Source organism: Micromonospora sp. NPDC049529, assembly GCF_055586685.1.
Window position 1 is genome coordinate 349705 of sequence record NZ_JBVJHT010000009.1, and the last position, 24029, is coordinate 373733.

The 24029-nt window shown below is 72.3% G+C and carries 17 protein-coding genes; 8 read left to right on the forward strand and 9 right to left on the reverse strand.

Translation table 11 applies throughout. The features are described 5' to 3' along the window. Positions 1-378 precede the first annotated feature (378 nt). The 5 genes from ACZ6QQ_RS18070 to ACZ6QQ_RS18090 all read right to left on the reverse strand — a co-directional run bounded on the left by ACZ6QQ_RS18070 (position 379) and on the right by ACZ6QQ_RS18090 (position 9927). The gene (locus ACZ6QQ_RS18070; RefSeq protein ID WP_465877510.1) at positions 379-2064 is read right to left on the reverse strand and encodes an alpha/beta fold hydrolase; all 1686 of its coding nucleotides are present in this window, start codon (positions 2062-2064) and stop codon (positions 379-381) included. Positions 2065-2398: 334 nt separating this feature from the next. Next, a complete protein-coding gene (locus ACZ6QQ_RS18075; protein ID WP_465877511.1) occupies positions 2399-5380 on the reverse strand; it encodes a glycine--tRNA ligase in 2982 nt (993 codons plus the stop codon). A gap of 61 nt (positions 5381-5441) precedes the next feature. Beyond that, the gene (locus ACZ6QQ_RS18080; protein WP_465877513.1) at positions 5442-6971 is read right to left on the reverse strand and encodes a P-loop NTPase family protein; all 1530 of its coding nucleotides are present in this window, start codon (positions 6969-6971) and stop codon (positions 5442-5444) included. Further along, positions 6968-8830, reverse strand: coding sequence for a dynamin family protein (locus ACZ6QQ_RS18085; protein WP_465877569.1), 1863 nt, complete (start codon positions 8828-8830; stop codon positions 6968-6970). Before ACZ6QQ_RS18085 ends, ACZ6QQ_RS18080 begins: the two co-directional genes overlap by 4 nt. A 212-nt stretch (positions 8831-9042) precedes the next feature. Then, entirely contained in the window at positions 9043-9927 is an 885-nt protein-coding gene (locus ACZ6QQ_RS18090) for an IniB N-terminal domain-containing protein (protein WP_465877514.1), read from the reverse strand. A gap of 277 nt (positions 9928-10204) precedes the next feature. On the opposite strand from ACZ6QQ_RS18090, the gene ACZ6QQ_RS18095 reads away from it, so the two are divergent. The 4 genes from ACZ6QQ_RS18095 to ACZ6QQ_RS18110 all read left to right on the forward strand — a co-directional run bounded on the left by ACZ6QQ_RS18095 (position 10205) and on the right by ACZ6QQ_RS18110 (position 15695). Continuing rightward, positions 10205-11638: an Hsp70 family protein gene (locus ACZ6QQ_RS18095; RefSeq protein WP_465877516.1), complete on the forward strand. Its 1434-nt coding sequence runs from the start codon at positions 10205-10207 to the stop codon at positions 11636-11638. Next, on the forward strand, positions 11635-14253 hold the full coding sequence (locus tag ACZ6QQ_RS18100) for a LuxR C-terminal-related transcriptional regulator (RefSeq protein ID WP_465877517.1): 2619 nt from the start codon (positions 11635-11637) through the stop codon (positions 14251-14253). Before ACZ6QQ_RS18095 ends, ACZ6QQ_RS18100 begins: the two co-directional genes overlap by 4 nt. Before the next feature lie 99 nt (positions 14254-14352). Further along, positions 14353-14763, forward strand: a complete 411-nt coding sequence (locus ACZ6QQ_RS18105; RefSeq protein ID WP_465877519.1) for a roadblock/LC7 domain-containing protein — start codon at positions 14353-14355, stop codon at positions 14761-14763. 35 nt (positions 14764-14798) lie between these two features. Beyond that, positions 14799-15695, forward strand: coding sequence for a cellulose binding domain-containing protein (locus ACZ6QQ_RS18110; RefSeq protein ID WP_465877520.1), 897 nt, complete (start codon positions 14799-14801; stop codon positions 15693-15695). A 104-nt stretch (positions 15696-15799) separates the two neighbouring features. On the opposite strand, the gene ACZ6QQ_RS18115 is transcribed toward ACZ6QQ_RS18110, so the two are convergent. After that, positions 15800-16246 (reverse strand): VOC family protein, encoded by a 447-nt coding sequence (locus tag ACZ6QQ_RS18115; RefSeq protein ID WP_465877521.1) that lies wholly within the window; start codon positions 16244-16246, stop codon positions 15800-15802. 183 nt (positions 16247-16429) lie between these two features. Then, positions 16430-17701: a cellulose-binding domain-containing protein gene (locus ACZ6QQ_RS18120; protein ID WP_465877523.1), complete on the reverse strand. Its 1272-nt coding sequence runs from the start codon at positions 17699-17701 to the stop codon at positions 16430-16432. Between the two features lie 374 nt (positions 17702-18075). On the opposite strand from ACZ6QQ_RS18120, the gene ACZ6QQ_RS18125 reads away from it, so the two are divergent. Next, positions 18076-18954, forward strand: a complete 879-nt coding sequence (locus tag ACZ6QQ_RS18125; RefSeq protein WP_465877524.1) for an alpha/beta fold hydrolase — start codon at positions 18076-18078, stop codon at positions 18952-18954. Between the two features lie 21 nt (positions 18955-18975). On the opposite strand, the gene ACZ6QQ_RS18130 is transcribed toward ACZ6QQ_RS18125, so the two are convergent. Continuing rightward, positions 18976-19815 (reverse strand): DUF4352 domain-containing protein, encoded by an 840-nt coding sequence (locus ACZ6QQ_RS18130; protein ID WP_465877525.1) that lies wholly within the window; start codon positions 19813-19815, stop codon positions 18976-18978. Positions 19816-20141: 326 nt separating this feature from the next. On the opposite strand from ACZ6QQ_RS18130, the gene ACZ6QQ_RS18135 reads away from it, so the two are divergent. Next, positions 20142-21368, forward strand: coding sequence for a S8 family peptidase (locus tag ACZ6QQ_RS18135; protein ID WP_465877527.1), 1227 nt, complete (start codon positions 20142-20144; stop codon positions 21366-21368). A gap of 13 nt (positions 21369-21381) precedes the next feature. Here the strand turns inward: ACZ6QQ_RS18135 and ACZ6QQ_RS18140 are convergent, their stop codons facing one another. Beyond that, the gene (locus tag ACZ6QQ_RS18140; RefSeq protein ID WP_465877528.1) at positions 21382-22269 is read right to left on the reverse strand and encodes a hypothetical protein; all 888 of its coding nucleotides are present in this window, start codon (positions 22267-22269) and stop codon (positions 21382-21384) included. 69 nt (positions 22270-22338) lie between these two features. Between ACZ6QQ_RS18140 and ACZ6QQ_RS18145 the strand changes: the two genes are divergently transcribed. Together ACZ6QQ_RS18145 and ACZ6QQ_RS18150 are read left to right on the forward strand one after the other, a co-directional pair. Continuing rightward, positions 22339-23019 carry an MOSC domain-containing protein gene (locus tag ACZ6QQ_RS18145; protein WP_465877529.1) on the forward strand — a complete coding sequence of 227 codons (681 nt, stop codon included), beginning with the start codon at positions 22339-22341 and terminating at the stop codon, positions 23017-23019. Then, positions 23016-23948 carry a serine hydrolase domain-containing protein gene (locus ACZ6QQ_RS18150; protein ID WP_465877530.1) on the forward strand — a complete coding sequence of 311 codons (933 nt, stop codon included), beginning with the start codon at positions 23016-23018 and terminating at the stop codon, positions 23946-23948. The genes ACZ6QQ_RS18145 and ACZ6QQ_RS18150 overlap by 4 nt, the downstream gene beginning before the upstream one ends. The last annotated feature ends 81 nt before the right edge of the window (positions 23949-24029 follow it).

Sequence of the window (24029 nt, forward strand, 5' to 3'; positions counted from 1 at the left end):
CATTCACAGGCGTTGATGCCCGTGATGCAGTCACAATGTGACCAGATGATCTCGCTGCGTAATCACAACTGTTAACTATGTGACTCTCAGTTGTAGCCGCGACCAAAGGAATGGTATTCGCACGGCCAGGCACGGGCGCGCACGAAACTCGATCAAAAGGCACCGGTCGAGTCGATGACAAAAGATCAATCACATTGACTGATTTCGATCAGTGAACGCATTCGAAGCCGATCTCCGACCCCCGTCGCCGAGCCGTGGTCGCGACGTACGAGCAGCGTGGGGGGGGGGGGGGGGGGGGGGGGGGGGGAAGGGCCGCCCCCCCCCCCCCCCCCCCCCCCCCCCCCCCCCCCCCCCCCCCCCCCGCTCCCCACGGTCGACTCAGCCCAGTTCGGTGTCACCGAGCGGGATGTCGATACGGGACTCGTCACCGTCCGGCGACGAGATCTCGATCGTGCTTCCGTCAATCGTCGCGTCACCGAAGAGGAGATCCTTCGAATCGATGACGAGTTGCAGTTGGTGACCGGCTCCGATCACATAGTGCGCGGGTTGAAGGTCCACGTCGACCGTCCTGGTCACGCCCGCCTCGTCGTTCAGGAACGTGAACGGCGCACTGGTGATGATGAGCGCGCGCCGATTGCCGGGGTTCAGGTCGAACAGGTGCACCACCAGCGTCACGGATTCGGCCGACGGCGTCACCGTGAACCGCAGGCGGGTCGTGCCGACGATCCGTTGCCGCTTGGTCAGCGGCGCCGACGCCCAGACCGCCGCGTGCTCGGACGGTATCGCCGTCGTGTCGTAGACGACCGGGCTGCCCAGCCGCTCCTGGATGCCGGTGGTCACGAGCGTCGGCGCCACGGTGGCCGCCGTGTCCGTACCCCCGATGAAGGTCCGGCTCCAGCCGGCCCGGGGCCCGTCGAGCACCAGCTCCCCGGCCGAGCCGCCGGGACCGGGTTCGGCGAGGTGGAACCGTCGCCGAGGTACGACGTACGACTCCCAGTCCGGCTTCTGGATCAGCGAGAGCAGGTTGTGCATGTACTCCGCGCGTACGCCCTGGTCGGGAGTTTCGCCCCCGGCGTCGTCGGCGACGTAGTGGTCGAGCCACCGGTAACTGGTCGCCGTCGGGCGGCTGATCCCGCCGAGGAAACCGAGCACCTCGTCCCCTCCGTGGTCGCCGATCTGCACGAGCAGGCTCTTGGGCCCGGTCAGCGCCTGGTAGAACTCGACCACCGCCGGCACCGAGAAGATCGTCTCGTGCCAGTACGTGCCCAGGAAGATCGGCAGGTCCCTGGCGTTGAGCCGTTCCAGGTAGCTGATCGGGGACCGGATCGCGCTGAACTCCAGCAGCCGCTCGATGTTCCGGTTGGCGCGGAAGTCGGCGAAGATCTCGGCGACCTCCTCGGAGACCCGGTCCTCCCCGAACAACGCGACGAGCGCCTCGAACGCCTTCAGGTGCCGGGTCTCGTTCTCGTACAGCGAACGTCCCAGGTCGGCCCAGGCGCTCTGGGCGCACACCGCCGTGACCCGCTCGTCGTGGGCGGCGACCAGCAGGCTCGTGCCGGCACCGTAGGAGGATCCGACGAACCCGATCCGGTCCGGGTTCGCCTGCGGGTAGCTGTCCAGGATCCAGTCGATGACGGCCGAACCGTCGGCCCAGTCGCCGGGACCGGCCACGTCGATCTTCCCGGAGGAGTAGGCCAGACCCCGTTGGCTGTAGGCCAGGGCCAGATACCCGCGCCGGGCGAACTTCCTGATCATGCCCGGGTACGACTCCCAGCCCGTCGGCGCGAGCGGCGCCGGCATGATCACCACCGGCACCGGTGCCGAGGTGCCCGTCGGCACGAACACCCCGGCGTCCAACACGACCTCCGTGTCGGCTCCCGGAATGCTCGCCCGGGCGAAGTTCCCCATCTTCCGGAGAAGCTGGTACTCCTCGACAAGCTCCTGCGGAAGCTCTTTGAAGTCAGTGGAACCGAGCTGTTCGAGAGCTTCCGTCTGAGCCTTCAGTTGCGCTTTTTCGCCGGGTGCGAAATCAAATACATTCCCGGCGGTAATTTGGATGGTCACTCAGCTAGCCACCTTTTCGGGAGTCGAGGAGGGAGGAGTGGCAAAACTGACCATATGGCGCGACGGAACTGTCCCGCCACATTCACTCACGTGACCCGGAATCCTCACGTACGCCAGTGAAAGTTTCCACCCGGATATTCCATCGGACCCCTGAACAGGTGCGCCGCGCCCTTGGTTCGGGAGCCACGCTCACCCGCCTGGCCAGCGGTTTCGACTCACCAATGGCCAATCTTGTCCAGTTCGGCAATATGTTCGCCTGAACCGGCCCCGTCGATCCCATATTTGGGCCCGTACCGGCGACGGAAGGAAACCGGTCGCCGGTACGGGACGGGCGCTACATCCGCAGGTGGTCCCAGTCGAGCAGGTCGGCGCCGAGGTCGCGTACGGTCGCCAGCAGGCCGAGCCGGGCCGCCCGCAGGTCCAGATCGTCGGTCATCACGAACACGTCGTCGAAGAACGTGTTCACCGGGCCGGTGATCAGGCCGGCCACCTCGTTGAAGCGCTCCAGGTCGGGGACCGGCTCCAGTGACGCGCGTACCTCGGTGAGCGTTTCGTGCAGGCGTAGCTCGGCCGGCTCGACCAACGCCTCCGGCCGGTACGCGGCGGCGGTGCCGGCGGGCACGATCCGCCGGGCCCGCTGGATCGCCTCGGCCAGGGCCCGGAACTGCTCGTCCTTGACCAGCGCGTCGATCTGCCCGAGCAGGCGGTCGACCAGTCCGGGCCGGTCGGCGTGCGGCAGGGTCGCCCGCACCCGGTCGACCGGCTGGCCCTCCTCGGTGAGCAACTGCTCCAGCCGGCGGGTCAGGAACTCGGTCGCGGCGGCGAGCACCGACTCGTCGACCGGCACCGGCTGCCGGCGGGCCGCCGCGGCGAGCGCCTCGGTCAGGCTCAGACCGGCGAGTTCCGGGTGGGCGCGGTGCACGGCCAGCAGACCGAGGAACGCCCGGCGTACGGCGAACGGGTCACTGCTGCCCGTCGGCAACCCGACCGTGGCGGCCAGGCCGGCGATCAGGTCCAGCCGATCGGCCAGCGACAGCAGGGCACCGGGCAGCGACCGGGGCACCGCGTCACCGGCGCTGCGCGGCAGCTCGGCCTCGTAGACGGCCTGGGCGACCGCCTCCGACTCCCCGGCGTGCAGCGCGTAGTCGCGGGCCATCACCCCGGCCAGGCTGGTCATCTCGGTGACCAGTTGCGAACCGAGGTCGAACTTCACCAGCGCGGCGGCCCGGTGCAGGGTCGCCACGTCGGCCGCGTCGACATCCAGGGCGGCGCCCAGGACGCGGGCCAGTTCGGCGATCCGGTCGGCGCGGTCGGCCATCGAACCGAGCTTGTCGGTGAAGGTCAGCCGGCTGATCTTCTCCCGCATCTCGACCAGCGGAATCCGCAGGTCGGCGCGGTAGAAGAAGGCGGCGTCCTCGTACCGGGCGCGCAGCACCGCCTCGTTGCCGGCCCGGACCAGGTCGGCGTCGACGGCCCCGTTCGCGACCGCCACGAAGTACGGCATCAGCTTGCCCTCGGCGTCGCGCACCGGCAGGTAGCGCTGGTGCTTGCGCATCACGTTGACCAGGATCGCCTCCGGCAGCCGGAGGTAGTCGGGGTCGAACCGGCCGAGCAGCGGGGTCGGCTGCTCCACCAGGTAGAGGATCTGGTCGATCAGGGAGCGTTCGGCGTCGGTGTCGAGCCGACCGCCGGCCTCGGCGGCGAGCCGTTCGGCCCCGGCGACGATCAGCCGGCGACGCTCGTCGGGGTCGACCACGATGCCGGCGTCGGCCAGGATGCCCAGGTGGGCCTCTGCCGAGGCGACCGGGATCGTCGGCGCGGGCGCGTTGCGGTGCACCCGGGTCTGCCGGTCCGATGCCAGCGACGACACCGCCACCGGCACCACCTCGTCGCCCCAGAGGGCGAGCAGCCAGCGGACCGGACGGGTGAAGGCCAGGTTCGGGTCGTTCCAGCGCATGTTCTTCGCCGACCGCAGCGCGGTCACCACCTTGGCCAGCACGTCACCGAGCACCTCGGTGGCGTCGCGACCGGCCTCGGGGCGGAGCACGGCCAGGTGTTCGACACCGTTGAACTCGACCCGCTCCAGCGCCTCGACCTCGACCTTCTGCGACCGGGCGAAGCCGAGCAGGGCGGGCGTGGGCTGCCCGTCGGCACCGAACGCCGCGGCCGCCTTGGGGCCCTTCACCGTACGGACGTGGTCGGGTTCGCGGGCGGCGACGTCATCGACGACGGCGACCAGCCGGCGCGGGTTGGCCAGCACCCGGATGGTGCCGTGGGTCAGCCGGGTGCCGGCCAGCCGCTCGGTCAGCTCCCGGCGCACCTGCTCACGGGCGGTACGTGCCTCGGCCGGCGGCATCTCCTCGGTACCGATCTCGAAGACGAGCTGCCGGGCACCGGTTTCACCGGTCGGGGTGGAGGTGGGCGCGAAGGCCAGCGGCGTCTGCTCGACCACGCCGAGCGGGTGCCCCAGCTCTTCCCTTCTCGCCGCCCAGAGGCGGGCGACCTCGCCGGCCATCCGGCGCATCCGGGCGAACTCGGCGGCCCGCTCGGAGGTGGAGACCGCGCCTCGCGAGTCGAGCACGTTGAACGCGTGCGAGCACTTCAGCACGTACGTGTGCGCGGGCACCGGCAGGCCTGCGTCGATCATCCGCTGGGCCTCGGTGGCGTACAGCTCCAGCAGTTGGCGGTTGGCCGTCACGTCGGCGTCGTCGAGGTAGTAGCGGGACATCTCGTACTCGGACTGGCCGAAGACCTCGCCGTAGCTGACCCCGGGCGCGTACGCGATGTCCTTGAAGTGGCGTACGTTCTGCAACGCCATGATGATCCGCTCGATGCCGTAGGTGATCTCCACCGACGGCGGGTCGAGGTTCACCCCACCGGCCTGCTGGAAGTACGTGAACTGGGTGATCTCCAGCCCGTCGAGCCAGACCTCCCAGCCCAGCCCCCAGGCGCCGAGCGCCGGGGAGGTCCAGTTGTCCTCGACGAACCGGACGTCGTGCGCGGCCACGTCGATGCCGAGCGCGGTCAGGCTGCCCAGGTAGAGCTCCTGCGCGTTGCCCGGTTCCGGCTTCAGGATCACCTGGAGCTGGGTGTGCGTCTGGAGCCGGTTCGGGTTCTCGCCGTACCGGGAGTCGTCCGGACGGACCGACGGCTCGACGTAGACGGTGCGCCACGGCTCCGGGCCGAGGACCCGCAGGAAGGTCGCCGGGTTCAGCGTTCCGGCACCGACCTCCGTGTTCATCGGTTGGAGCGTGAGGCAGCCCTGCTCCGACCAGTACGCCGTGAGGCGGGCCAGGGCATCTTGCATGGTCAGCATGGAAAACTCCGTCCGGGGCGACCCCTGGCAGGCAGGCGGCAGCGGCGGCGCCAGGGTTCGCTCAGTGTAGTGACCAGCCCGCCCGCAGTTCGGCGAGCATCCCCTCGACGCTGCGCAGCACCACCCGGGCGATCCGCCGCTGGTCGGGCCGGAGCAGCGGATCGTCGGCCTGCGCCTGCCAGCGGTACAGCGCGTCGACGCCAGCCTCCCACAGTTGGCCGCCGTCGGTGTCCTGGTCCAGCTCCAGGCGTACGGCCAGGCTGGTGCCGTTGCCGCCGACGAGCCGGTGCGCCTCGGCGGACAGCTCCCGGTCGATCTTGGATTTGGGGTCGCGGAGGGTGGCGAGCAGGCGCAGCTCGCGGAAGTCGTGCGCCGAGGCGAGCAGTTGCTCCACCCGGGCCAGCAGCTCCGCCGAACCGGGTCGGGGGTCGGTGCGGACGACCCGTTCCAGGGCGGCGAGCGCCGACCGGGCCTTGAGCACCTCCCGGCGGTCGGTGAAGTACCGGGCCATCGACTCGCGCAGCTCGGTCAGGCCGCTGCGGCGGACCAACTCGGCGGCGAGCCCGGCCCGGTTGGTGGCACCGGTACGGATCAACGTGGTGGCCAGGCGCAGTCCGAAGACCCCGAACCGGTCCAGCAGCACCCGCCGCCGGGCGGCGTCCGGCACCGGGGTGGCGGAGTAGTCGGCGGCGGCGTGCGAACCGCCACCGGTGGCCCGACCGGCGCTGAACCGGGTCGCGACGAACCGGTCGGCCGAGAGCAGGGCGGTGGTCAGTTCGTCGCGGGGCAGTTCGGCCAGCGCGGCGAGGTCGGCGTACTCGGCCTCGCCGAGCACCCGCCCGGCCAGCCCGACCAGCCCGGCGACCGGCACCACGCCCATGCAGAGCGGGCGCACCCCCGGCTCCTGGTACTGCCGCCGGGCGAGTTGCTTCGCGGTGACCAGTGCGTCGACCCGGCCGCCGCCGAGCTCGTCCGCGCGGGCGAGCACCAGCAGGACGTTCACCGGGGCGGACCGGCCGACGGTGCCCTCGCGCAGCGCCCGCAGGAACCGCAGATCGGTCTCACGGGCGTCGCGGGTCAGGTAGAGCACAGCGTCCGCATCCCGGATGATCTTCATCGCGGTCGGGGTGTCCCCGTCCTCGGCGGTCGGCGCCACCGGCGGCATCTCGACCAGGGTGGTGTGCCGCAGCACCCGGGTCGGCCAGCGCACCACCACCTCGCTGACCTGTGTCGACCGCCAGCCGCCCAGCTCCACCCGGAGCGCCCCGGTGGACCGGATCACCGGCAGTTCCCACGCCGACCCCTCCGCCGAGTACGCCGTCGCCCCCGGCTCCGGGCCGTCCTCGTACCAGGTGTGCAGCGGTCCACCGTCGGCCGGTTCGACCGGCGCCACCTCCTCGCCGAGGATCGCGTTGAGCAGCGTCGACTTGCCGGCCCGCCACGGCCCGGCGACGGCGATCCGCAGCGGCTCGGCGAACCGGTCGAGGTAGTGCCGCAGCCGTTCGGTGGCCGGCGGGTTGTCCCAGTAGAGCGTCAGCGCCTCGGTCAGCAGCGCCGGGACCGACTCGTCCAGCCGGGCGACGCCGGTCACCGGGGGCTGCCCAGCGGGGCGGAGCCGGCCGTGGGCCGCCCGGACGCCAACTGCTGGACCTGCTCGTACAGGGCGGCGAGCCGGCGCATCTCCTGCTCGATCTGGCGGTGCCGCTGGTCGCGTACGGCGGCGTCGGCGTCGGCGGACTGCTTCGCCGTACGCAGCGACGCGACGATCGCCTCCTGGAGGTCCTCGGTCAACGCGGCGAAGTGGTCGCGCAGCATCCGCTGCACCCGCCGGGCGGTGTCCCGGCAGTCCTTGTTCAGGCGTAGGAAGAAGTCGTCGACGTGCCGCGCGGCGGCCACCCGGACGGCCGCCTGCCGCCGCTTGAGCAGCGACTTGCTCTCGTCCACGATGCTCTTGCCGCCGAACAGCGCACCGGCGCCGAGCGACACGAAGTTGATCAGCGGCATGCCGGCCAGGCTGGTCGCCAGCCCGAACATCAACACCCCGCCGTACGAGCCGCGCAGGGCGGTCACCACCTTCTGGGTCGGGGTGAACCGCTCGATCGGCGGCTGTTCCAGCACCGGCAACCGGTCGGCGATGTCGGCCGGGACCTGCACCGACCAGTCCGGCAGCGCGTCGTGGCCGTACCGGGTGAACTGGGCGGCGACCCGGCCGGCGATCCAGTCGCAGCGCTGGGCCAGCCAGACGAAGTTCGCCTCGGCCGCCTCGACCAGGTTCTCCTCCAGCCACTCCTGGAACGGTTCCCACCCGGTCTGCGGGTCGGCCGTCTCGAACGCCTCGTCCACCTGGCGCAGGATCTTGCGGGTCCGGTCGCGCAGGTCGTACTCGATGTCGGAGAGCAGGTCGGCCATCTCGTCGTTGAGCGTGTTCTGCCACCGGGTGGTGCACCGGCGCAGCTCGTCCACCTCCCGCTGGGCGGCCCGGAGCCGGTTCATCGCGGCCGAGTTGTCGCCGGAGGTGGCCGAGGTCAGCTCGGCCCGCAGCGGCGCGGCGAGCTGCTCGATAGTGGTCCGGCTGAGCAGCGCGACCGCCGACCGGGCCAGCACCTCGGACTTGCTGCCCTGGTCGCGCAGGAGCCGGCCGATCAGGTCGGGGAACCGGGACTCGGCGTTGACCACCTTGTCGTCGGTCTTCGCCGCCGCCAGGCGCAACGCGGCGGAGACCGGGATCAGCGCCGCCGGCACCCCGGCGCTGGCCAGGTGCTGCCGGTTGCGGTCGGCCACCACGCGCCAGTCCGGCACCATGTCGATCTTCGTCTGCACCACGATCACGTTCGGGTGCGACTGGGCCAGGTGCAGCAGCAGGTTCAGCTCGGCGACGGAGAGTTCCCTGGTCGCGTCGGTGACCAGCAGGACCGCGTCCGGACGGGCCAGCGCCGCGTACGCGTTGGTCGTCCGGGCCTGGTCCGGCCCATCGGCGCCGGGGGTGTCGACCAGGGTGAGCCCACCGGCGAGCAGCCCGCGCGGCACCCCGATCTCGACGTGTGTGCTGCCGGCGGCCTCGGAGCCGGCGACGACCGTGCCGCTGATCCGGGCGGCCGCCTGCTCGATCGGCAGCGGCAGCCGTTGCGTCGGGGCGGCCGTCTCGACCGCCGGCCGGCCGGGCGTCGGGGCGGCGGCCCGGACCAGGGCGGCGGTCGGCTCCGGGGCGTGCCGGACCACTGTCGGGACCACAGTGGTCCGGCCGTCACCCACCGGACAGACCGGCGCGTTGATCAGGGCGTTGACCAACTGGCTCTTGCCCTGCTTGGGTTCGCCGACCACCAGCACCCGCAGCCCCGGATCCAGCAGCTGCACCCGTTTGCGGCGTACCGAGTCGACCAGGTCGCTGCGACCGTGCGCCGCGCAGAGCCGGCTCGTCTCGTCGAGTACGTCAAGCCAAATCCGCGTCATCACGCACCAAGTGTGCTGATTTCGACGCGATTATCAAGGGGACCGGACGCGATTACCGGGAGGGTCGACCCCCGGTATCGCGGGCGGCCACACCCAGTGAGAGGTGCGACCGCCCGCGACCGGGAGGGGCCGGAGGCCGGACCCACCGCAGCGGGGCCCGGACTCCGGCCGGTCGCCGCGCCGCGCCCACCCCCGGGCCGCGGCGCAGCCGATCAGAGCAGACCGTCGGTGATACCGAGCAGTCCGCCGGTGGCGCCGTGGGCGTCGGCGTCGGCGTTCGCGTGCGCGCCGAGGCCCAGGTCGCCGGTGAGGCCGGTGCTGTCGAGGGTGCCGCCGACGGTCGAGGTCACACCGCCGAGCACGCCGTGGGTGTCGACCACGTCGCCGACCACCGGGACGCCGTTCAGGCCACCGGTGAGACCGTCGGTGAGGCCGCCGGTCAGGCCACCGATGTCGAGCGAGTCGGTCAGGCCGGTGACCTGGGTCAGGCCGGTCACCGTGTTCACCGCGAAGTCGGCGGTGCCGAGCAGGCCGTCGGTGGCGGTGCCGTCGAGCACGGCCCCGGTCGGGTCGTTGACCACGCTCTGCGTGGTGTCGACCACGCCGGTCACCCCGGAGGTGCTGACCACGCCCAGGTCGAGGGTGTTCGCCACGTCGTTCACGCCGGACAGGTCGGTGGCCACGCCCGCCGGGCTGACCGCCGCGCCGATGCCGGGGATGACCGCGGCGGCGGCACCGAGGCCGGTCGGGTCGACCGTGATCGCGCCCAGCATGCCGGCGTTGACGTCGACGCTGTTGCCGAAGCCGGCCGAGGTGATCTGGTCCGCCACCGCGTGCAACTGCCCCACCACGCCGAGCGCGCCGCCGTCGAGGCCGGCGAGGCCGCCGAGGTCACCGACCGGGGCGAGGGCGGTGATGCCCTGCAACGGCACGGTGTCCACCACGAACGGGATCACGTCCTGCACGTCGGCCGGGGTGAGGTCGCCCAGCCCGGCGTCGGCCAGGGTGGCCTCGGGGTCGAGCTCGAACGCCGACCGGGCGTCGACGTCGGTGAGCAGGTTGAGTACGAAGTCGTGCAGGTTCTGGGTGGAGTCCATGGTGGACGAATCTCCTCGGGTGAACGGGGGCCGGTCGGGTGAACGGGGCCGGGGCGTACCGGCGACGGGGGCGCCAGAACTGACACCGACAGTAGGGCGCGGGTGACGTACCGGACATCGGGGACGGATCCCCGTCCTGTGGGCCGCCCGACTAGGGCCGGAACCGCCGTCACCGTTAGGGGCTTAGGGGGTCCGTCCCGTCAGAGTTAGGGTCCCGTTGGTGGAGGGATCTCTGGTACGAAAGGATGAGTCAGAATCGCTGAAGGAATCGGGTGCAATGGCGTACGTCCTCGGGATCGACATCGGTGGACCCCACGTCACCGCCGCCATCTCCCGGCTCCGGGACAACTCCTGGACCCAGCCCGAGGTGAGCTGGCTCGACCCCCACTCCCCCACCATCGCCCCGGTGCTGCACCTGGCCCCGAACGGCGCCCTCACCCCCGGTGACCCGACCCGCACCGGCACCCCCTACGACCCCGGTCGGGTCGCCCGGGACTTCGTCGCCCGCGTCGGCGACCCGGTCGGGTTGCTCGTCGGCGGCGAACCCTGGTCCGCACCGGCGCTCACCGCCGTACTGACCGGGCGGGTGATCGAACAGGTGGCGGCCCACGAGGGCGGGCACCCCGAACAGGTCGTGCTCGCCCACCCGGCCGGCTGGGGCGGCCACCGGCGGAGCCTGGTGCAGTCGGCGCTCTGGGAGATCGGGCTGACCAACGTCACCCTGCTCTCCGAGGCGGTCACCGCCGCCGAGAGCCACGTCGCCGCCGGCTTCACCGGACGGACGCTCGCCGTGCTCGCGCTGCGCCCGGACGGCTGCACCGCCAGCGTCGTCGGCCGGGGCGGGACCGGCGGCTTCGGCGTCCTCGACTCGACCGGTGAGGGCGAACCGTACGGCGGCGGGGAACTCGACCTCGACGAGGCGCTGCGCGAACACGTCCGGGCCGAACTCGGCCGGCAACTCGGCGCCCGCCGGCTCGACGAACCGCAGGTACGCGTCGCCCTCCTCGGACTCGGCGACGAATGCGCCCGCGCCCGGGACCGGCTCGCCGCCACCACCGAGACCGACGTACGCCTGCACCTGCCGCACGGGCCGATCCGGGTGCCGGTCACCCGCGCCGAGTTCACCGAACTGGTCCGTCCCGCCGTACGGGTCGCCGTCGACACCCTGGCCGACACCGTCCGGGGCAGCGGGCTGCCGTCCGACCGGCTCGACGGCGTACTGCTGGTCGGCGGTTGGGCCCGGACGCCGCTGGTCGCCGAGCTGGCGTCGGCCCGGTTCCCCGGCCTGGTCGCGGTCGGGACCGACCCGGACACCGACGCGGCGGCCGGAGCGGCGGTGGCCGCCGGCCAGATCGTGCTGCCGACGCCCCGACCCGAGGCGCGCGCGACCGACCCACGCCCGACCGAACCGCACCCGGCCGATCCGGCACCCACCCGGACCGCACCGGGCCCCAGCCACCACGAACCACAGTGGACCCAACCCGAACCGCTCCGGGGCCGGCAACCCCTCCGCGACCTGGGCCGGCCGGAACCCGAACCCGAACCACCGCCCCGCCCGCCGATCCGGATCACCCCGCTGAACCTGCCGAAGCCCCGGGGCAAGGGTCTGCGCGGTGCCGGACGCGAGTCGTCCGGCACCGGTCGTGACCCGATCGACCAGCGCCCGGATCGCGGCGCCACGAATCGCAGTGCCACGAGAGGACACCGTTGAGTCCGCACACCGCCACCCGAACCGAGCTCGTGCTGGACGGACCAGCCACGGCGCTGCTCGACACGGTCGACGCGGATCCGCACGCCCCGCTGGCCGTCGCCGTCACCGCCCCCGGCGGCCACGGCAAGAGCGCGCTGCTGCACGAGTTGGCCGCGATCTACCGGCGGGCCGGGCACCCGGTGCTCGACGCGCTCCCGGCAACCGACGCCACCCCCGAACCGGGCGCCGTCCTGCTGGTCGACGACGCGCACCTGCTCGACGACGTCCGGCTGCGCGAACTGCGGCACCGGCTCGACACCGGCCCGGTCCGGTTGGTGGTCGCGTACCGGCCCTGGCCCCGGCCGACGGCCCTGGTCGAACTCGCCGAACACCTCACCCGCGACCGGCCGCCACTGCTGCTCGCCCCGTTCACCACGCAGCAGACCGCCGCCCGGCTCACCGCCACGTACGGCCACCGGCCCGAACCGGGCCTGGTCGGCTTCGTACAGGCGCAGACGGGCGGCGTACCCCGGTTCGTGCACCGGCTGGCGGCGGCGCTGCGCCCGGAGGTCGGGCCGGCGAACCCGGCGGCCCATCCGCCGACCCGGCCACCGGAGGCCGGGGCGGACACGGGCAGCGGGCACCGGGTGCCGGCGGCAGCGCTGCTGCCGTTCGGCACCGAGGTCGCCGACCTCACCTGGCCGGTCCGGCGCCTGCTGCTCGCCGTCGCCGCCGGGGTACCGCTCCCGGTCGACCTGCTCGGCGCCCTGCTCGAACAGAACCCCGACGAGGTCGACGAAACCCTCGCCGAAGCCCGCGCCAGTGGCCTGCTCGGCCCGGACGACCGGCTGCCCCCGATCGTCGAACACGCGGTCACCTCACTCAGCCCGGCCAGCCAGCGAATCGCCGTCTGGCAACGCCTCGCCGAGCTGCAACGCGGACGCGGCGCGCCGGTGCTGCCACTGGTCCGGTCCCTGCTCACCCCCGGCGTCGGCGGCGAGTACGCCGGCCAGACCATCGAGGCCGCCGCCGAGGAGGCACTGGCCGACCAGCCGTCGCTGGCCGCCGACCTGTTCGCCGCCGCCGCCGCGGCCGGCCGGCCGACCACCGCCCGGCAGGCGTACGCGGCGGCACTCGCCGGGGACCTCGACACCGCGTTGCGGCTGGCCGACCGGCTGGTCGGGGCGGCCGACGCCGACGACCGGCGCGACGGTGCCACCGTCGCCGCCACCGCGCTGACCCACCGGGGGCAGCTCAGCCGGGGCGCCGAGCTGTACCGCTGGTCCAACGCGCCCTCGTCGGCGGCGTACGCGGCGATCGCCACCATCGGCACCGGACACCCCGCCGAGCCGGACGCACCCGCCCCGCAGCCGTCGACCGACGGCCCGCCGACGCTGCTCACCAGTGCCGCCCTGCTGACCGTCCGGGGCGTACGGGAAACGCTCACCGCCCCGCCGACCGCGGCGCTGTCCACCCTCGTCCAGGCCGCCGCCCTGCTCGAACCGGCCGGCCGTACGGTCCTGCTGCCGGACAGCCCGGCGGCGCTCGCCGCCCTGGTGGCACTGCACTGCGGCGAACTGGAGATCGGCGAACGGGTCCTCGACCGGGCCATCGCCGCCAATCTCGGCGGCGCACTGATGTCGCGGCGGCACCGGCTCCTCCAGGCGTGGATCCTGATGGTGCGTGGCCGTACCGCGTTGGCGGCGCAGGCGCTGCACGCGGTCAACAGTCCGCTCGAATCCCGCGACCAGCTCTTCGCCAGCGCCCTGGAGATGGGCATCGCCCGCCGCGACAGCGACCTGCCGGCGGTGCAACGTGCCTGGGGCCAGGCCCGGGAGGCGCTGGTGCGGCACCCGGTCGACCTGTTCAGCTTCCTCCCGCTGGGCGAGATCACCATCGCGGCGGCCCGGCTCGGTGAACTCAACCGGCTCGAACCCCATCTCCGCGAGGCGTACGCGTTGCTCGACCGGCTCGGCGCACCGGCGCTCTGGGCGACGCCGCTGCGCTGGAGCGGGCTGCACGCGGCGATCATCGCCGAACTTCCCGCCGCGGCCGACGAACACGTCGCGGCCCTCGCCGCGAACGTCGGTCACAGCCGGTACTCTGCCGTGATGGCCGCCGCTGCCGAGAGCTGGGTGGAGGTGCTGCGTGGGACCGTCGATCCCGTCCGGGTGGAGGCGGCCGCGCGTGGGCTGCACGACGCCGGGCTGGGCTGGGACGGTGCACGACTCGCCGGCCAGGCCGCGATCCGGACCGCGGACCGGCGCGCGATGACCGCACTGCTCGACTGTGCCCGGATGTTGCAGGGCCGCCCGGCCGGTCAGAAGGGCAGCACCCATCCGGGCAGCGCCGCCAACGCGCCGGTCGCCGACGCCGTCGCCGCGCCCACCGAGAGCCGGCTCAGCGACCGGGAGCAGGAGGTGGCCGACCTGGTCCTGACCGGCCTGACCTACAAGCAGATCGGCGACCGGCTCTTCATCTCGGCCAAGACGGTCGAGCACCATGTGGCCCGGATGCGCCAACGGCTCAACTGCGCCAACCGTGGTGAACTGCTCAACCGGCTCCGGGTGCTGGCCGACGTCCGGGGCGGCAACGGATCGGCGACCCCGACCTGGCCGAAACGACCGGCGTCGTGACCGGTCGCCCGCGTGTCGTTTCGGCCCCACGTATGGATGACAGTCAACACTGATGCCGGCTGACCGGCAGCGAGAGGACAACGACGAGTGGTTTCCCCGATGGTCGCGACCGACAACCTGACCCGACTCCTGGACGACCTCGTCAACCGGGTCGCCGGAGCGGACCTGGCGATGGTGCTATCCCCCGACGGACTGCCACTCGCCGCCTCTGGGCAGGTCGACGCCGAGCTGGCCGACCAGGTCGCGAGCGTGACGGCCGGGCTGCACGCGCTCGCCGTGGCGACCGGGCGACAGACCGGCGCCGGCACCGTACGTCAGATCATCGTGCAGATGCGGGAGGCGTACCTGTTCGTCGCCACGACTCGCGGCGGAGCCGTGCTCACCGTACGGTTCGACGGTGACGTGGAGGTCGGCGACGTCGCGTACGAGGTGGCGCTCTTCGCCGGGCAGGCACACCACCACCTGCCGGTCTACCTCGAACCGGCACCGCCGCCCTCGGCGACGGAGTGACCAGCAAACTTGATCATCACAAAGGAGTACCGGTCGTGAATCCGGACGAGCCCACCGGCGACCTACGGCTCGACCCGCCGGACCGTCCAACGGGGAGCGTCCCACCACCGGCACCACCGCTACCACCACCACTGCCGCTGCCGCCGGGGCGGACCGGTTCGCCGCCCCGGACCCGTGCGGTGGCGGTGCTCGACGCCGTACTCGGGGCGGGGGCGGCGGTCCGGGCGGCCCTCGCCTCCGGGTTCGGCCGGCGCGTTCCGGCCGGCGGGGCGACCGTCGGGGGCTGGCCGGCCGGGGTCGGTGTGGTCGCCGGCGCGGCGGCGGTGCTCTCCGCGCTCGTCCTGCTCATCGTGCTCGTCCTGCGTACGCCGGACCGCGACGGTCCGCTCGCGGTGGCACCTCCGCCCGAGGTCGGGACGGGCAGCAGCGCCGGTCCCGGCACCCCGGGCAGCGCGGCGAGCCCGAACGCGGTCCGGACCGGTCCGGCGGACCCGCAGGCCGTTCCGCCCGCCGGGCTGCCGGCCCGCCCGGAGAATCCCACCGGCGCGGAGTCCGGATCGACGTCGGGACCGGTGGCCGGATCACCGCCGCCGGTCGCGCCCCCGGCCGTCCCGCTCACCGCGACGTACACGGTCGGCGACGCGACCCTGGTCGGCTACCGGGTGACCGTGACCGTCGACAACCCGAATCCGACCCCGGTGTCGAACTGGACGGTGGCGGTCACCCTGCCCCGACCGGCGATGACCGTCCGGGAGGTCACCGGCGCGCAGGCCACCCAGGCCGGCACCGTCTGGACCTTCGTGCCGACCGCCGACACCCCGGCGGCACCGCCCGCCGGGTCGGTCACCTTCCGCTTCCGCGTCGACGGCGTCGGCCTAGGCGCCGCCCCCACCGCCTGCACCATCGACACCCACCCCTGCACCCCCGCCTAACCCGCCCCGCCCAGAGCCGCCTCTTTCACGGAAAGAGTGGTTATCGCGGCCCGGATAACCACTCTTTCTCTGAAAGAGGGACCGATGTGGGTCGGTGCGGGAGTTCAGCGGGCGGCGCGGCCGACCAGTTCCAGGATGCCGGTTGCCTGGCCGAGCTCGATCAGGTAGCCGTCGGGGTCGCGTAGGTAGCAGCGGATCTCGACCCCGTGGTCCTTGGGCTCGGTGAGGAACTCGCCGCCGCGCGAGCGCCACTCGTCGTAGGTCGCGCGTACGTCGGTGACCCTGATGTTCATCGCGCAACTGAGCATGTCGGAGCCCTGCGGGGCGCGGGCCTGCACGGTCGGCTTGTCGTCGGTCGGACCGCCCTCGGTGTTGATCACGATGTAGCTGTTGCGGAACCGCAGGATGCACGGCTGCCGCTCCCGTACGCAGGTGGCGCCCAGCACCCGCTCGTAGAACTCCCGGGACCGGTCGACGTCCCGGACGATCAGCAGGGTGGTGAGCACCGCCCCGCCCTCGGGCTCGAAGTAGTCGAGCGTCGCTCCGGTCATCTCCGCTCCTCGGGGCTCGGCGCCGCCCCCGGTCGGGCGACTGCTGCCGCATCCCCGGTGAGCGGGGTTCGAACCCTGCCGTACGGGCCGGACCGGCCCGGTGAGCGGGGTTCGAACCCTGCCGTACGGGCCGGACCGGCAAAAATCCCGGCCCGGCCCGTACGGCACCGGTCGGCTAGGGGGTCAGCAGCCGATCCGGGTCGACCCGAGCGCCACGTCGTCGAACCAGAGCGTGTCCGCTCCCTCGCCGTAGCTCTCCCAGCCCAGCCGCAGGTCGGTCAGGTTCGGCCGCCAGTTCGCCCGGTTGAGCCACTGCCCGTCGATGTCGTGCGTCGGGATGCCGTCGACGGTCAGCCCGGCGACCGCCGTGCCGTCCACCCAGGTCTGCAACCGGCCCTGGGCGCCGTCGACGACGAACTCCACGCAGGTCCACCGGTTGGTGGGCAGCGGCACGCTGAGCGCCACCCCGGCCGGGCTCTGCTCCGGCAGGGTCGCGTCGTCCGACGCCCGGTTCCACTGCAACGCCCCGTTCTGGCCACCGACCCGCAGGTCCCGGTTGCCGTCGTTGGCGTCACGCATGGCCAGGAACGTCACGTGCTGGGTCGGCAACGCGGTGGTGTGCCGTACCCAGAACCGGCCGTGGCGCACCTGGCCGAGGCCGGTGAGGTCGCGGGTGGCCCGGACGAAGACGTGGTTGCAGTAGCCGGCGGCGCCGTTGACCCGTACCGACCTGGTGCCCTGGTGCGCCACCGTGGTGTCGACGGTGGCCGAGCCGCTGCCCTGGCAGTCGGGGTAGCTGAGGGCCCAGTCGCCGGTCGGCGTACCGCCGGTCTGGCTCTCGAAACCGTCACAGAACGCGGCCGTGCCGCACCCGGTCGGCGGCGGGGTGGTCGCGGGCGGAGTCGTGACCGGCGGCGTGGTGACCGGCGGCGTGGTGACCGGCGGCGTGGTCGGCGGTGCGGTGGTCGCCGGCGGGGTCGTGCTCGGGGGCGGGGTGGTCGGCGGCGGGGCCGTGGTCGGTCCGACGTCGTTGCACGGTACGCCGTTGAGCGTGAACCCGGTCGGCGCCGGGTTGCTCGCACCGAAGGTGCCCTGCACCCCGAACTCGGTGGACCCGCCGGCCGGCAAGCTACCGTTCCAGCCGGCGTTGGTCGCGGTGACCACCGCGCCGACCTGGGCGACCTGGGCGCTCCAGCCGTTGGTGATCCGCTGGTCGGCGGCGGGATAGGTCCAGCGCACGGCCCACCCGGTGATCGGGCTCGCGCCGTTGGTGAGCTTGACGGTGGCGGTGAAGCCACCGGGCCACTGGTTGACCCGGTAGTCGACCAGACAACCGGCCGCCGCCGAGGCGGGCGCGGTCAGGGTCGGGCCGGCGAGGGTGACGACGCTCGCGGCGAGCGCGGTCACCAGTGCGGTGAGCAGCGGTACGCGGCGGCGTACAGGGATGGGTCTCATGACGGGTGGGATCCTTCCGAGCGGCTGCCGGCGCCGCCGGTCGGACCGGGCGTGCCGGCAGCGTGGCTGCGACGACGACACGGCCCCCGCCGCGGTGTCGCGCGCGGACGGCCGTTCACCCGGCTCCGGTGCTCGTTGCCCGCCGGCACCCGGTCGACCCGTGCCCGTGCCGGCGACAACACCCGCCCATGCTATATACGACCATCTATTCCTACAACCGGCCGACCGGCCCGTGACCACGGCGTCGTCCCGCGCGCGTAGCAGCATCGTCGCGCGCGTGTAGCCGCCCGGACGACGGGTAGACCGGCTCGACCGGTGGGGCCGCTCCGGGTGGGCCGGCGGCGGTCGACGGTCCGTCGGCGGGGAGGACGATCATGAACAGCGGACGGGTGCCGCAGGGTTACACCGAACAGCGAGCGCAGGTCGGTGACGTCGCCGTCAACTACGTACGCGGCGGCAGCGGCGACCCGCTGGTACTGCTGCACGGCTACCCGCAGAGCTGGTACATGTGGCGGAAGGTGCTGCCCGAACTCGCCCGCCACTACACGGTGGTCGCGCCCGATCTGCGCGGCGCCGGGGACAGCGACGCCCCACCCGACGGATACGACAAGAAGACGCTCGCGGACGACGTACACGGGCTTCTCGCCCAACTCGACCTGGACGGCGACATCAATCTCGTCGGTCACGACATCGGCACCATGGTCGCGTACGCGTACGCCGCCGCGCACGGCGACAGCGTGCGCAAACTCGTCCTCACCGAGGCACCGATCCCGGACGGGAGCCTCTTCCAGATCCCGTCCCTCACCCCGGACGGTCCCGGTTTCTGGAATCTGGGCTTCTTCAGCCTGCCCAACGGGCTGCCGGAGCAGATCGTGGACGGTCGGGAAGACCTGTGGGTGGACCGGTTCACCGACTCGATGGAGGTGCAGGACAGCATCTCGGCCGAGGACGTCCGCGAATACGCCCGCCACCTGGAGGACGCCGCGCACCTTCGGGCGAGCTTCGCGTACTTCCGGGCCCTGCCCCAGGACATCGCCGACAACAGCGAGTACGGCAGGACGAAGCTGACCATGCCGGTGCTCGCCCTCGGCGCCCGGGCCAGTCTCGGTGACGCCGTACCCGACCAGGTTCGGCAGTACGCGACCACGGTGAGCGGCGACGTCATCGAGAACTCCGGGCACTGGATCTTCGAGGAGCAGCCGGCCGAACTCACCGACCGACTGCTGCACTTCCTCGGGGCACCCGCCCGATGACGCCCCTGGCAGGGATACGCCTCAGAGTGAGACCACGGCGTCCTCGGCGAGGGTGAACAGTCCGGCGTCGAAGACGATCGTGGTCAGCTTCGTGTTCTTCGGTACGTCGAAGTAGACGAAGGAACGGATCGAGTTCCCCGGATTGATCTCGTCCAGGAATCCGGCACCGTCCTTGTTGCCGTAGATGTTGGCTTCGCCGTCCGCCTCGTATTCCCGGTCACTCGCGTCCCGCGCGCTGACGGTTCCGTCGGCGTGGAACAGATGCGCCTTCTTCGTCACGTTCTTCACCGAGACGTCGGCCCGGCAGAACGTGCCCTGCGCCTTCCGTTTCAGGTAGGAACTGCCGACGTCCGCGATGCCGCACTTGACACCGTGCACGACGAATTCGAAATCGCCGCCCCGTACGGCCTCGCCGACCTTGTACTTCTTCGGCCCTTCCGGCGGGGGTTTCGGCGCCTCACTCCTGGCCGGATCGGCGGCTTTCGGAGCCGCCGGTGCGTCCGAGCCGGCGGCCGTGGGCAGCGCCGCCGGCACGTCGGCCGACGTCTTCGTCTCGTCCGGGTCACCGGCGCTGGCCGCGATGATCGTGCCGCCGCAGCAGAGCGCGAGCACGAGCCCGCCCCCGATCAGGCTCGGCACCAGCCACCGCCGACGCTTGCGCGGGGGCGGCAGCGCGATCGCATAGTCCGGCGGCGGCGCCTCGGTCGGGTAACCCGGCTGCTGCGGGGGCGGCGGGTAGCTCGCCGCCCCCTGCTGGTAGACGGGCTGGGGCGGATACGACGGGTACGCGGCGTGCGGCGGCTGGGGCTGGGGCTGGGGCTGGTAGGGCGGTTCCTGGCCGGGGTGGTTCGGGGTGGTCATGCTCTTCTCCGCGTCAATATCGGGCACCCCACCTCGGGAGCGCGCGCACAGACGTTGCCACAGTGCGAGCCCGGCGACAGGGCATCATTCGGTCACACTGTGCGGCCGATGAGTTAACCCTCCTTTAAGGACGTCGATCCGTGTCGCGGCCCCGGCAAGCCGCTCGAACACGACGTTTCAACTACCAGTGGAGCGAATCACCGGAAAGGTGGAGCACCATCGACGGTAAATCGACTTCCGTCACCCGAAGGGTTGGCCGGCAACATACCAATACATAGACTGGCCTCAATTATCGCCACGATCGACGGTTCAGACGGGAGCGGAAGATGACTCTGCCCGACCTGCGGTACGCCCGACGGCTGGCGCTCGCCACACTGACCGCACTGGTGACCGGCGCGGTCGCCGCCGCCGGGCCGGCGGGCGCCGTACCGGCGGCGGACGCCGCACCGCCGACCGGCCAGATCCGGTACGCGGCAAGCCCGACCGCCGTCGCCGGCAGTTACCTGGTGGGGCTGCGCGACGGCGCGGCCGGGGGTGTCGCCGGCTCGGCCCGCGCCGCCGCCGGGGTGCCGGCCAAGGCCACCGAGCTGACCTCCCGGTACGGCGGCACCGTGACCCACCTGTACCAGGCCGCCCTGAACGGCTTCGCGACCCGGATGAGCCACGACGCCGCCCGACGGTTGGCGGCCCACCCGGACGTCGCCTGGGTGGAACAGGACCAGCGGGTGACAACGGCGGCGACCCAGCCCAACCCGCCGTCGTGGGGGCTGGACCGGATCGACCAGCACCCGCTTCCGCTCGACCAGTCGTACACCTACCCGAACACCGCCCCGAACGTCCGGGCGTACGTGATCGACACCGGCATCCGGTTCACCCACACCGACTTCAACGGCCAGGCGACCAGCGGTTACGACGCGGTCGACGGCGGTACGGCCGACGACTGCAACGGACACGGCACCCACGTCGCCGGCACCCTCGGCGGCCAACTGCACGGGGTGGCCAAGGACGTCCACCTGGTCGCCGTACGGGTGCTCGACTGCAACGGCTCCGGCACGTACGCCGGGGTGGTCGCCGGCGTCAACTGGGTGACCGCGAACGCGATCAAGCCGGCGGTGGCGAACATGAGCCTCGGCGGCCCGGTCAGCGCGGCGCTGGACAGCGCGGTGTCCACCTCGATCACGTCCGGTGTCAGCTACTCGGTCGCCGCCGGCAACAACACCGGCAACTCCTGCAACAACTCACCGGCCCGGGTCCCGGCGGCGATCACCGTCGGCGCCAGCACGATCACCGACGCCAAGGCGGTCTACTCCAACCCCGGTCCCTGCCTGGACCTGTACGCACCGGGCACCAACATCACGTCCACCTGGCACACCAGCAACACCGCGACGAACACCATCAGCGGCACCTCGATGGCCTCCCCGCACGTCGCCGGCGCGGCGGCCCTGGTGCTGTCGGTCAACCCGCTCTGGACACCGGCCCAGGTCCGCAACTACCTGGTCGCGAACGCCACCACCGGCGTACCGGCCAGCCCGCTGCTGTACGTCGTCAACTGATCGACGGCGCGGATCAGTCGGTCAGCGCGGCGACGCCGTCCGGGCCGAGCACCGGCAGGTAGTCGGTCGGCTGGTCGAGACACGACGTGGTTTCCGCCGCGTCGACGATCTCGACCAGCCGGTCGATCAACGCGTCCGGGTCGGGCCGCAGCTCCAGGCAGAGCCGGACGTGCACCGCGCGCAGCCCCGCCCCGATCTCCTCGACGTCGCCCTCCTCCACCACGTCGACGAGCCGGGCCGCGCAGCCGTCGAAGCGCCGGGCGGCGTGTTCGACCAGCAGCAGCGTCGCCTCGGTGGCGGGCCGCTGGGCGAGCACCTCCAACTCCTCGACCAGCAGCTGACCGGCCTTGGCCAGGTCGTACGGATCCGCCTGGTCGGTGCCGGTGAGGCCGTCGACGGTCTCCCGGACGTCGGCCAGTTCCGCGTCCGTCGGTGCGCCGAGCTGCCCGGCGTACGTCAGCAGTCGGGTCTCCAGCCGGCGGTCGGTGACCGCGTGCTCGGCGACCAGCATGGCCAGCCGACGGACCGGAAGGGTCGCCGCGACCTCGGCCAGCCGGCGGATCTCCGGATCGATCTCCACAGTCGACGGGGCGGTCGCCGACGACGACCAGTGGAACCCGTCCCCGATCGCGGCGAGCGTCAACGTGACCGCGTGCGCGCACAGTTCCTCCGGCTCGGCCACCGAGGCGGCGCACTCGCACTCGCCGGTGAAGGTGCCGTCGACCACGCCGACCCACACCTCGTACGCCGTCGCGTCCGCCCCGTGTACGGCCCCGATGACCCCGCCGCCCACCTCGACGATCCGGCCCAACCGACCCCCGGCGAGCAGTTCCTCGGCTTCGCGGTAGACCGCCGGGTCCACCGCTCCGCGTACCGCGTCCACGTCGATTCGCACAACCATGCGCCCATTGAACCGGTGCCGCCGCGACGCCCCTTACCGGGGGCGGCCCTGCGGGTAGTCTCGGGACGTATGGGGATGGTTCTCTCGGTGAACCTGGCCGTGCCCGAGCCGAACAGCGCCAAGTCGGTCGGCGTCACCGGCATCAACAAGCAGCCCGTCGACCGCCCGGTGCTGGTCCGGGCCCCCGGCCCGAAGACCACCGGGCTGCACAGCGGCCTGGTCGGTGACCAGATCTTCGACATCGCCAACCACGGCGGCGACGACCAGGCGGTGTACGCCTACGCCCGCGAGGACTACGACTGGTGGGAAACCGAACTGGGGCGCCCGCTGCCCGGCGGCATCTTCGGTGAGAACCTGACCACGACCGGGTTGGACGTCAACGGCGCGTACATCGGCGAACGCTGGCGGATCGGCACCGACCTGCTGCTGGAGACGACGTTCGGCCGGATCCCGTGCGCCACCTTCCAGGTGAAGATGGCCGAGCCGCACTGGGTGCGGCGGTTCACCCGGCAGGGGCGGCCGGGCGCGTACCTGCGGGTGGTCGAGCCGGGCGAGGTCCGCGCCGGTGACGACGTACGCGTGGTCGACCGCCCGGCGCGCGGGGTGACCATCGCCGAGGGCTTCCGCGCCTGGATGCTGGAGCCCGACCAGCTTCCCCGCCTGCTCACCGCCGACGGGGTGTCGGAGCAGCTGAAGGACGACATCCGGCAGCGCCTCACCCCCCGGCCCCGTCCCGGTGCCGCCCGATGACACCCGTACGGGGTTCGGTCCTGGTCACCCGGGGTGACACCGTGCTCGCCGAGACCAGCAGCGGTCTCGCCGACACGACGACCGGTACGCCGAACTCGCGGCGGACCCGCTACCAGATCGCCTCGGTCAGCAAGCAGTTCACCGCGGCGGCAGTGCTCCTGCTCGCCGAGCGGGGCGCGCTGGCGCTGGACGACCGGATCGACCGCTGGATCGGCGGTTGCCCGCAGTCCTGGCAGCCGATCACCCTGCACCAGTTGCTGACGCACACGTCGGGCCTCGGGCACTGGTCGGACTACCCGACGATCGACCTGACCGCCTGGCTGGCGCCGGACGACCTGATAGCCACCTTCCAACGCGCCGCGCCGCTGTTCGAGCCCGGCAGCGGTTGGCGCTACAGCAGTCCCGGTTACGTGTTGCTGGCCCACGTCGTGCAGCGGGCCGCCGACCGGCCGTACCGCGACTTCCTGACCGGCGAGATCTTCACCCCGCTCGGTATGGACGCGACGTTCGCCGGTGCCCCCGGCGACCGCCTCGACCTGGCGCTCGGTCACGGCGGTGGGCGTGTTGTGCCGTCGTTCGAGCTGGACTCGGTGGGGATGGGTGCGGGCGACATCTGGTCCACGGCGGCCGACCTGCGGTTGTGGCTCGGCGCGCTACCCGCCGGTCGGCTGCTCGGTCCGGAGTCGCTGCGGCTGATGTTCACCGAACACGCGCTGACCGGGCTCCCATCCTGGTCGCCGGGCTACGGCTACGGCCTTTTCGTCGGCTCGGCGGCCGGCGAGCGGTGGTTCCAGCACTCCGGCGACAACGCCGGCTTCAAGGCGTTCGTCGCCTGGCTGCCCGACTCCGACCGCCGCCTCGTCATCCTCAGCAACCAGGACGAGACCGTGCCCACCGCGGTCGAGGAACTGCTCGCCGCCACCGCCTGACCAGCAGGAGTCGGCCCAACCGGCTCAGGGGCGACACAAACAATTTCTTCGTACAGCATCTTTTGCATACGTACAGCAAAG

Coding starts and splice junctions, on each gene's coding strand:
- ACZ6QQ_RS18085 (WP_465877569.1), bottom strand. CDS start 8,830: ATGACGCGGATTTGGCTTGACGTACTCGACGAGACGAGCCGGCTCTGC.
- ACZ6QQ_RS18130 (WP_465877525.1), bottom strand. CDS start 19,815: ATGACCACCCCGAACCACCCCGGCCAGGAACCGCCCTACCAGCCCCAG.
- ACZ6QQ_RS18105 (WP_465877519.1), top strand. CDS start 14,353: ATGGTCGCGACCGACAACCTGACCCGACTCCTGGACGACCTCGTCAAC.
- ACZ6QQ_RS18135 (WP_465877527.1), top strand. CDS start 20,142: ATGACTCTGCCCGACCTGCGGTACGCCCGACGGCTGGCGCTCGCCACA.
- ACZ6QQ_RS18120 (WP_465877523.1), bottom strand. CDS start 17,701: ATGAGACCCATCCCTGTACGCCGCCGCGTACCGCTGCTCACCGCACTG.
- ACZ6QQ_RS18150 (WP_465877530.1), top strand. CDS start 23,016: ATGACACCCGTACGGGGTTCGGTCCTGGTCACCCGGGGTGACACCGTG.
- ACZ6QQ_RS18075 (WP_465877511.1), bottom strand. CDS start 5,380: ATGCTGACCATGCAAGATGCCCTGGCCCGCCTCACGGCGTACTGGTCG.
- ACZ6QQ_RS18090 (WP_465877514.1), bottom strand. CDS start 9,927: ATGGACTCCACCCAGAACCTGCACGACTTCGTACTCAACCTGCTCACC.
- ACZ6QQ_RS18145 (WP_465877529.1), top strand. CDS start 22,339: ATGGGGATGGTTCTCTCGGTGAACCTGGCCGTGCCCGAGCCGAACAGC.
- ACZ6QQ_RS18140 (WP_465877528.1), bottom strand. CDS start 22,269: ATGGTTGTGCGAATCGACGTGGACGCGGTACGCGGAGCGGTGGACCCG.
- ACZ6QQ_RS18115 (WP_465877521.1), bottom strand. CDS start 16,246: ATGACCGGAGCGACGCTCGACTACTTCGAGCCCGAGGGCGGGGCGGTG.
- ACZ6QQ_RS18125 (WP_465877524.1), top strand. CDS start 18,076: ATGAACAGCGGACGGGTGCCGCAGGGTTACACCGAACAGCGAGCGCAG.
- ACZ6QQ_RS18095 (WP_465877516.1), top strand. CDS start 10,205: ATGGCGTACGTCCTCGGGATCGACATCGGTGGACCCCACGTCACCGCC.